Source organism: Arthrobacter sp. TB 23 (assembly GCF_000294595.1).
In the GTDB taxonomy this organism is placed as follows: domain Bacteria; phylum Actinomycetota; class Actinomycetes; order Actinomycetales; family Micrococcaceae; genus Arthrobacter_D.
In genome coordinates this window covers 21047-28710 of the sequence record NZ_ALPM01000083.1, presented here as the reverse complement: position 1 = coordinate 28710, position 7664 = coordinate 21047, and the positions used below count along the sequence as shown (strand labels likewise).

Annotated in this window: 6 protein-coding genes; 4 read left to right on the top strand and 2 right to left on the bottom strand. The window is 66.9% G+C overall.

Features of this window, described 5'->3' with window-relative positions; translation table 11 throughout:
* Positions 1-48 precede the first annotated feature (48 nt).
* Positions 49-507 (bottom strand): eCIS core domain-containing protein, encoded by a 459-nt coding sequence (locus B384_RS0112315; protein ID WP_019483404.1) that lies wholly within the window; start codon positions 505-507, stop codon positions 49-51.
* Between the two features lie 143 nt (positions 508-650).
* Here B384_RS0112315 and pheS point away from each other — a divergent pair, with 143 nt between their 5' ends.
* The gene (gene pheS, locus B384_RS0112310) at positions 651-1742 is read left to right on the top strand and encodes a phenylalanine--tRNA ligase subunit alpha (RefSeq protein WP_024477015.1); all 1092 of its coding nucleotides are present in this window, start codon (positions 651-653) and stop codon (positions 1740-1742) included.
* A gap of 2 nt (positions 1743-1744) precedes the next feature.
* A complete protein-coding gene (pheT, locus tag B384_RS0112305) occupies positions 1745-4285 on the top strand; it encodes a phenylalanine--tRNA ligase subunit beta (protein ID WP_019483402.1) in 2541 nt (846 codons plus the stop codon).
* A gap of 92 nt (positions 4286-4377) precedes the next feature.
* Here the strand turns inward: pheT and B384_RS0112300 are convergent, their stop codons facing one another.
* Entirely contained in the window at positions 4378-5343 is a 966-nt protein-coding gene (locus tag B384_RS0112300; RefSeq protein WP_026041159.1) for a quinone oxidoreductase family protein, read from the bottom strand.
* 113 nt (positions 5344-5456) lie between these two features.
* Here B384_RS0112300 and argC point away from each other — a divergent pair, with 113 nt between their 5' ends.
* Positions 5457-6488, top strand: coding sequence for an N-acetyl-gamma-glutamyl-phosphate reductase (gene argC / locus B384_RS0112295; protein ID WP_019483400.1), 1032 nt, complete (start codon positions 5457-5459; stop codon positions 6486-6488).
* A complete protein-coding gene (gene argJ, locus B384_RS0112290; protein ID WP_019483399.1) occupies positions 6485-7654 on the top strand; it encodes a bifunctional glutamate N-acetyltransferase/amino-acid acetyltransferase ArgJ in 1170 nt (389 codons plus the stop codon). The genes argC and argJ overlap by 4 nt, the downstream gene beginning before the upstream one ends.
* Positions 7655-7664 lie beyond the last annotated feature (10 nt).

Sequence of the window (7664 nt, the reverse complement as noted above, 5' to 3'; positions counted from 1 at the left end):
CCGAGCCGGTACCGGTGACCGTGATGGTTGGAACGTCGGTACCCAACGTCACGGTGCTCCCCTTTTCCCGAATACGGCGGAAAGTGTCGTGGCAAGCGGCCGCACTGGTCGCTGAACATACCCACCATCGGCCAATCCCGCGCGCCGCTCAAAAAGGTTCAGGGATGCAGGATCACCGGTACGCAGGAGGGAAAAAGCCGCCGCCGCGAAGTAAAGCGGCAGGAAGGGCAACCCCAGACAGATGGCGTACTGGGTGCTGTGCCGGGCTTCGTGGGCAAGGAGCGCCGGGCGGGGTGCCCCCTCCGAGGCCGACCCGCGGAACAGGATGACGTTTCCCACGGTGAAGGCACGCGCCACCGGCAGGGTGCCGGTGTAGCTGAAAGCGAGGAGGAGCCCCTCGGGGCCAGGGCGGAGGTCGCACCGTTTCGATTTCGCCAGCATCAGCCCCGCCGCGGTGGACAGGTTCAGCCAGTTGAGCAGCCATCGCATTCTGTGGGCCGGGACCATGGGAATCATCCTAGTACGGGAGTGACAGGTGCCCATTGGGGACTCAGCACCGGTGTTAGCTAGACTTGCACCGTCTGCCAACGGTCACCGGATCCGCGGTGAAACACCAGTTGCCCACCACCACTGAAGGTATGAACATCTCGATGTCTGACTCCACACCGCCGGGCGGACCCGTGCACGCAACGTCCGCCGTCGTCGACGTTCCTTCCCCGCTTGATGCCGAGGCGATTCGCGCGACCGTTGATCGCGCGCTCGACGACATTGCAGCCGCGGCCGATCTTGACGGGCTTAAGCAGGTGCGAATCGCCCATACCGGCGACAAATCGCCACTCAGCCTCGCGAACCGGGGCATCGGTGCCCTCGCCAAGGACGAGAAGGCTGCGGCCGGCAAGAACATCGGGCCGGCGCGCGGCAGAATCAACGCCGCGCTCGCCGCCCGGACGGCTGAACTGGAAGCCGAACGTGACGCCCGCATCCTCGTTGAGGAGGCGGTGGATGTGACGGCCGCACCGCGACGTCGGCGTGCGGGTGCACGCCACCCGCTGTCCACCCTGCAGGAACGCGTCAGCGACATCTTCGTGGGCATGGGCTGGGAAATCGCCGAAGGACCCGAGCTGGAGTCGGAGTGGTTCAACTTCGACGCGTTGAACTTCAAACCAGACCACCCGGCCCGTGACATGCAGGACACCTTCTTCGTGGAGCCTCCCGAGGCGCACCTGCTGCTGCGCACCCACACCTCACCCGTCCAGGTGCGGTCCATGCTGGAACGTCCGCTGCCGCTGTACGTGTTGTGCCCCGGCAAAGTGTTCCGCACCGATGAGCTCGACGCCACCCACACGCCCGTGTTCCACCAGTTCGAAGGCCTGGCCATCGACCGGAACCTCAGCATGGCCGACCTGCGCGGCACCCTGGAGCACTTCGCCCGGCTGATGTTCGGCGACGACGCCCAGATCCGGTTGCGCCCGAACTTCTTCCCGTTCACCGAACCATCAGCCGAACTCGACATCTGGCACCCCGGCGCCAAGGGTGGGCCGCAGTGGATCGAGTGGGGTGGCTGCGGCATGGTCCACCCCAATGTGCTGCGCGCTGCGGGCATCGACCCCGAGGAATTCTCCGGGTTCGCCTTCGGCATGGGCATTGAACGCACCCTGATGTTCCGCAACGAGGTAGGCGACATGCGGGACATGATTGAGGGCGATGTACGGTTCAGCGAGCACTTCGGGATGGAGATCTAAGCATGCGTATTCCACTTTCCTGGTTGCGTGAATTCGCACAGGTCCCAGCCGGTGCCACCGCCGAAGACGTAATGGCTGAACTGGTCAAGGTCGGCCTTGAGGAAGAGGCCGTGCACCGTCCCACCGACACCCTGTCCGGGCCCGTCGTCGTCGGCCAGGTGCTCTCGGTGGTCAAGGAGCCGCAGACCAACGGCAAAACCATCAACTGGTGTCAGGTCCGCGTTGTCCCCGAAGGCCAGCCCCAGACGCTGACCACCGAGGGCATCGACCCGTCGGGGGTGCAGGGCATCGTCTGCGGCGCCCACAACTTCGTCGAGGGTGACAAGGTGGTGGTCACCCTGCCGGGCGCCGTATTGCCCGGCGACTTCCACATCGCCGCCCGCAAAACCTACGGCCACGTCTCCGCCGGCATGATCGCCTCGGTGCGCGAACTTGGCATCGGCGACGATCACGACGGCATCCTGGTGCTCTCCACCCTCGGACTCGACCCGGAGGTGGGCTCCGATGCCATGGACCTGCTGGGTCTCTACGACCAGGCCGCCGAAATCAACGTCACCCCGGACCGCAGCTACTGCTTCTCGATCCGCGGCGTTGCCCGTGAGTACGCCCATGCCACCGGGACCGCTTTCACCGACCCCGCAGCCCAGGTCACCGCGCCCGCGGCTCTGTCCGGTGGTTACCCGGTCACCATCAGCGACGAGTCGCCGATCTACGGCAACCCGGGCTGTGACAGGTTCGTCGCCCGCACCGTCCGCAACGTCGATACGAGCCGTCCCACGCCGCCGTGGCTGGCCTCCCGGCTCCGGCTCGCCGGGATCCGTTCCATTTCCCTGCCCGTCGACATTTCCAACTATGTGATGCTCGAACTGGGTCAGCCCATTCACTGCTACGACCAGGACAAGCTCTCCGGCGGCATCGTCGTCCGGCGGGCAACGCCGGGGGAGACGCTCAAAACCCTCGACGACAAGGTCCGCAAGCTCGACGTCGAGGACCTCCTGATTGCCGACGGTTCAGGCGTCATCGGCATCGCCGGTGTCATGGGTGGCGCCGACACGGAGGTGTCCGACTCGACCGGCACGGTGCTGGTCGAGGCGGCCCACTTCGATGAAGTGTCGATCGCGCGATCACGCCGCCGCCACAAGCTGCCGTCCGAGGCCTCCAAGCGGTTCGAGCGTGGGGTGGACTGGCAGGTTGCCGGCATCGCCGCCCAGCGCGTGGTGGACTTGCTGGTCGAACTCGCCGGTGGCACCGCCGACGACGCCGGAACCGAGGTGGGCACCCAGCCCGACGCCGTCGTCATCGACCTGCCTGCTGGTTACGCGGCCAGCCGGATCGGCATCGACTTCACCGACGAGCAGATCACCGGGGCCCTCACCGATTTGGGGGCCGTAGTGGAAGCGCACGACGGCGGTCACACCGTCACGGCGCCCAGCTGGCGGCAGGACCTGCAGATCAAGGACGATCTCACCGAGGAAATCGCCCGGCTGGTGGGCTACGACAAGATCCCGTCCCGGCTTCCCGTGGCACCTCCCGGCAGCGGCCTGTCCCGCGTCCAGGTGCAGCGCCGCCGCGTGCTGCAGGCGCTGGCCGACTCGGGCCTCACCGAGGTGCTCTCCTACCCGTTCGTGTCGCTGGACAGCAACAACACCTTCGGGTCCGCCGACGCGACGGAACAGCCCGCCATCAAACTGGCCAACCCCTTGAGCGCCGAACTGGGCTACCTGCGCCGCTCGGTGCTGCCCGGACTGATCGAAGTCGCCAAACGGAACCATTCACGTGGCTTCCGGGATCTGGCCCTGTACGAGGCGGGCCTGGTGTTCCTGCCGCAGGACGCCGTCGGCAGTCGTGACATTCCGCCGTTGGGTGTCCGCCCTTCCGAGGACATCCTGGACGGCCTCTATGACGGACTGCCCGACCAGCCGTTGACCATCGCTGCTGTCTTCACCGGCAACGACTCACCGGCAGGCGCCAACCATCAGCCACGCCCGTGGGACTGGGCGGATGCCCTGGACACGGTCCGGCTGATGGCCGACGTCGTCGGCGTCGACCTTGAGGTGACGCAGGGGGAGCACCAGGTGTTCCATCCCGGTCGCACGGCACGCATTTCGCTGCGCACCGGTGAACTGCTCGGCTATGCCGGCGAACTTCACCCGAAGCTTCTTGCCGCCCTAGACCTGCCAGCCCGCACCGTGGCGCTGGAAATCAACGCCGACCTGCTGTTCGACGCCGCTCCGGATGTGATTGTCGCGAAGCACCTCTCGACCTTCCCTGCCACCACCCAGGATGTGGCACTGGTGGTCGACGGCGGGCTGCCGGCCGACGTCGTGCTGTCGACCCTGCGCGAAGGCGCGGGGGAGCTCCTCGAGGACGTGCACCTGTTTGACGTGTACGACGGCGCGGGAATTGAGGACGGGCGCAAGTCGTTGGCCTTCGCCCTGCGGTTCAGGGCACCGGACCGGACCCTGACCGCCGACGAGGCCAGCGGCGCCCGCGACGCAGCGGTCCACCTGGCGGCCGAACGCCACGGAGCCGTCCAGCGCTAGCCCGTTCCGGGCGGTCCGGTCGCGGTTCCGGACAGTCCGGACCGTCCGGACCGTCCGGACTGCCCACGGGTCACGGGCAGTCAATCCGGGTGCTAGGGAACGAGCAGCACTTTTCCGGTGGTTTTGCGTGCCTCCAGGTCTTCGTGCGCCTGCGCAGCGGCTTCCAGGGGATAGGTTGCGCCAATCCTGACCTTCAGCGAGCCGTCCACGACGGCGGCGAACAGCTCCGAGGAGCGCCAGCGCCGTTCCTCAACGGTCAGCAGGTGATCGAGCAGTTTCGGCCGGGTGAGATGAACCGACCCCGCGGACGCCAGCCGCTGCGGGTCGAACGCCGGAACCGGCCCCGACGCAGCGCCGAACAGCACCAGCGTGCCGCGCTTCCGTAGCGACGCCAACGACCCGTCAAAGGTGGCCCGGCCCACGCCGTCGTACACGACATCCACTCCGACGCCGTTGGTGAGCTCCCGCACGGCGGTGTCGAAGCCCTCATATCGGAGCACTTCATCTGCTCCGGCTTCCCGGGCCAGCGCTTCCTTGGCGTCGGTGGAGACCGTGGTGATCACCCGGGCACCCCTGGCCTTGAGCAGTTGGATGAGGAGCAGGCCCACGCCTCCCGCACCGGCATGCGTCAAGACCGTCTGGCCCAGCTGAACGGTGAAGGTGGTGTTGATCAAGTAGTGCGCGGTCATGCCCTGCAACGGAAGCGCTGCTGCCGTTTCGAGGCTGATGCCCTCGGGCACCGGCAGGGCCTTGTCGGCTTCCACCAGGGTGAACTCGGCGTAGGTGCCCTTCCCTTCGGCGAAGGCCACCCGGTCGCCGACGGCGAAGCCGGACGCCTCCGGGCCCAGCGCCACCACCTGGCCTGCGGCCTCGGCGCCCGGGGTGAAGGGATAGCCCACCGGGTAGTAGCCGCTGCGCTGATAGGTTTCGATGTAGTTGACGCCTGCCGCGGCCACCCGCACCAGGAGCTCGGAGCCCGCTGGTGTGGGCCGATCCACCTCGGTCACCTTGAGTACTTCGGGCCCTCCGGCTTGCTGGATAACAATGGCTGTTGGCATCGAGGCTCCTTTGTTGGCGTGCTGTGTTTCCATGCTAGAACGACCGGGTCTCCTCGCAGCACCTCGTGCATATTTATGTGGACCTCTGTATATTCCTGTTGTATTGTTGGGTCATGACTATTTCAGTGGCGGTTTCGGGTGCCAGCGGCTACGCCGGCGGTGAGTTGCTCCGCCTGCTCGTCTCCCATCCTTCGGTGACCATCGGTGCGATCACTGCCCACAGCAGTGCAGGATCGCGTCTCGGTGAACTTCAACCACACCTGCACTCGCTGAGCAACCGCCTGATTGAAGAGACCACAGTGGAAAACCTCGCTGGCCATGACGTGGTTTTCCTCGCCCTGCCTCACGGCGCCAGTGCCGATATCGCCGCCCAGCTACCCGACACCACCCTCGTGATCGATGCCGGCGCCGACCACCGCCTCTCCGACCCGGCTGCCTGGGAAAAGTTCTATGGCTCCGCCCACGCCGGCACCTGGCCGTACGGCCTCCCTGAGCTGCCCGACCACCGCGAACTCCTGCGCTCCGCCCGCCGGGTCGCCGTCCCGGGCTGTTACCCCACCAGTTCGCTGCTGGCGCTCACCCCGGGGTTCGCGGCCGGGCTGCTGCAGCCCGACGACGTCGTTATCGTTGCAGCGTCGGGCACCTCCGGCGCGGGCAAAGCGGTCAAGCCGCACCTGCTGGGGTCCGAGGTGATGGGGGGGATGAGCCCTTACGGAGTCGGTGGCGCACACCGGCACACCCCCGAGATTGAGCAGGGGCTGTCCCTTGCCGCCGGGCAGCAGGTCCAGGTGTCCTTCACCCCGACCCTCGCACCGATGGCCCGCGGCATTCTCACCACCGCCACCGCCAAGGTGATGCCCGGAACCACTGCCGAACAGCTGCGGGATGCCTGGACCGCAGCGTACGACGACGAACCCTTCGTCACCGTGTTACCGGAAGGCCACTGGCCGGCCACGAAGGCCGTGCTCGGCTCCAACTACGCCAACCTCCAGCTGGCGTTCGACGAACACGCCGGGCGCGTGATTGTCACCTGCGTGATCGACAACCTCACCAAGGGCACCGCCGGCGGGGCCATCCAATCCATGAACATTGCCCTGGGACTCCCGGAGACCGCTGGGCTCACCTTGCAGGGAGTAGCACCATGAGCATCACCGCACCGGCCGGATTCCGCGCCGCAGGCACTGCCGCCGGACTCAAATCCTCGGGCAAGCCCGACGTCGCGGTCGTTGTCAACGACGGACCCCTGCAGCACGCAGCGGCAGTGTTTACCTCCAACCGGGTTGCCGCCGCACCCGTGCAGTGGTCCCGTCAGGTGGTTTCCGACGGGCGGGTCGATGCAGTGGTCCTCAACTCCGGGGGAGCGAACGCCTGCACCGGGGCCGTTGGCTTCCAGAACACTCACGCCACCGCCGAGTACGTCGCCGACGCGCTGGGGGTCTCCTCGGGTGACGTTTTCATCTGCTCCACCGGGCTGATCGGGGAACAGCTCCCCATGGACAAGCTGCTGCCAGGCGTCAGCGACGCCGTCGCCCAACTGTCCACCGCCGGCGGGCAGGCCGCAGCCGAAGCCATCATGACCACCGATTCGGTGCCAAAGAACGCGAGGCACCCGGCTTCAGTCGACGCCCCCAGCGAGGGATACTCCATCGGCGGGATGGCGAAGGGCGCCGGAATGCTCGCCCCCGGTCTGGCCACCATGCTGGTGGTACTCACCACCGACGCTGTTGTCGATCCCGCACAGCTGGCCACGGCCCTGCGCGCGGCCACTCGAGTGACCTTCGACCGGACCGACTCGGACGGGTGCATGTCTACCAACGACACGGTGGTCCTGCTCGCGTCGGGCGCCAGCGGGGTCTCCCCCGACCTGCAGGAGTTCGAGGGAGCGCTCACCGGGGTCTGCCATTCACTGGCCCAGCAGCTGATCAAGGACGCCGAAGGTGCCAGCCACGACATCGCCATCACCGCCGTCAACGCGGCCAGCGAGAAGGACGCCGAAACGGTGTGCCGATCGGTGGCCCGCTCAAACCTCTTCAAGACGGCCATCTTCGGCAACGACCCCAACTGGGGCCGGGTGCTGGCAGCGGTCGGCACCACCGACGCGGCCTTCGAACCGGACCAGTTGAACGTCACCATGAACGGGGTGCAGATCTGCCGCAACGGCGGCATCGGCGATTCACGGGACCTGGTGGACCTCACGGGCCGCGACGTCACGGTCGAGATTGATCTCAACGCCGGGACCGAGACCGCGACCATCTGGACCAACGACCTCACGCACGAATACGTGCACGAAAACTCGGCGTACTCGTCGTAACGGTTGCCCG

Excerpts from the sequence above, each read along its gene's own strand:
- B384_RS0112315 (WP_019483404.1), bottom strand. The coding sequence starts at position 507 with ATGGTCCCGGCCCACAGAATGCGATGGCTGCTCAACTGGCTGAACCTG.
- pheS (WP_024477015.1), top strand. The coding sequence starts at position 651 with ATGTCTGACTCCACACCGCCGGGCGGACCCGTGCACGCAACGTCCGCC.
- pheT (WP_019483402.1), top strand. The coding sequence starts at position 1,745 with ATGCGTATTCCACTTTCCTGGTTGCGTGAATTCGCACAGGTCCCAGCC.
- B384_RS0112300 (WP_026041159.1), bottom strand. The coding sequence starts at position 5,343 with ATGCCAACAGCCATTGTTATCCAGCAAGCCGGAGGGCCCGAAGTACTC.
- argC (WP_019483400.1), top strand. The coding sequence starts at position 5,457 with ATGACTATTTCAGTGGCGGTTTCGGGTGCCAGCGGCTACGCCGGCGGT.
- argJ (WP_019483399.1), top strand. The coding sequence starts at position 6,485 with ATGAGCATCACCGCACCGGCCGGATTCCGCGCCGCAGGCACTGCCGCC.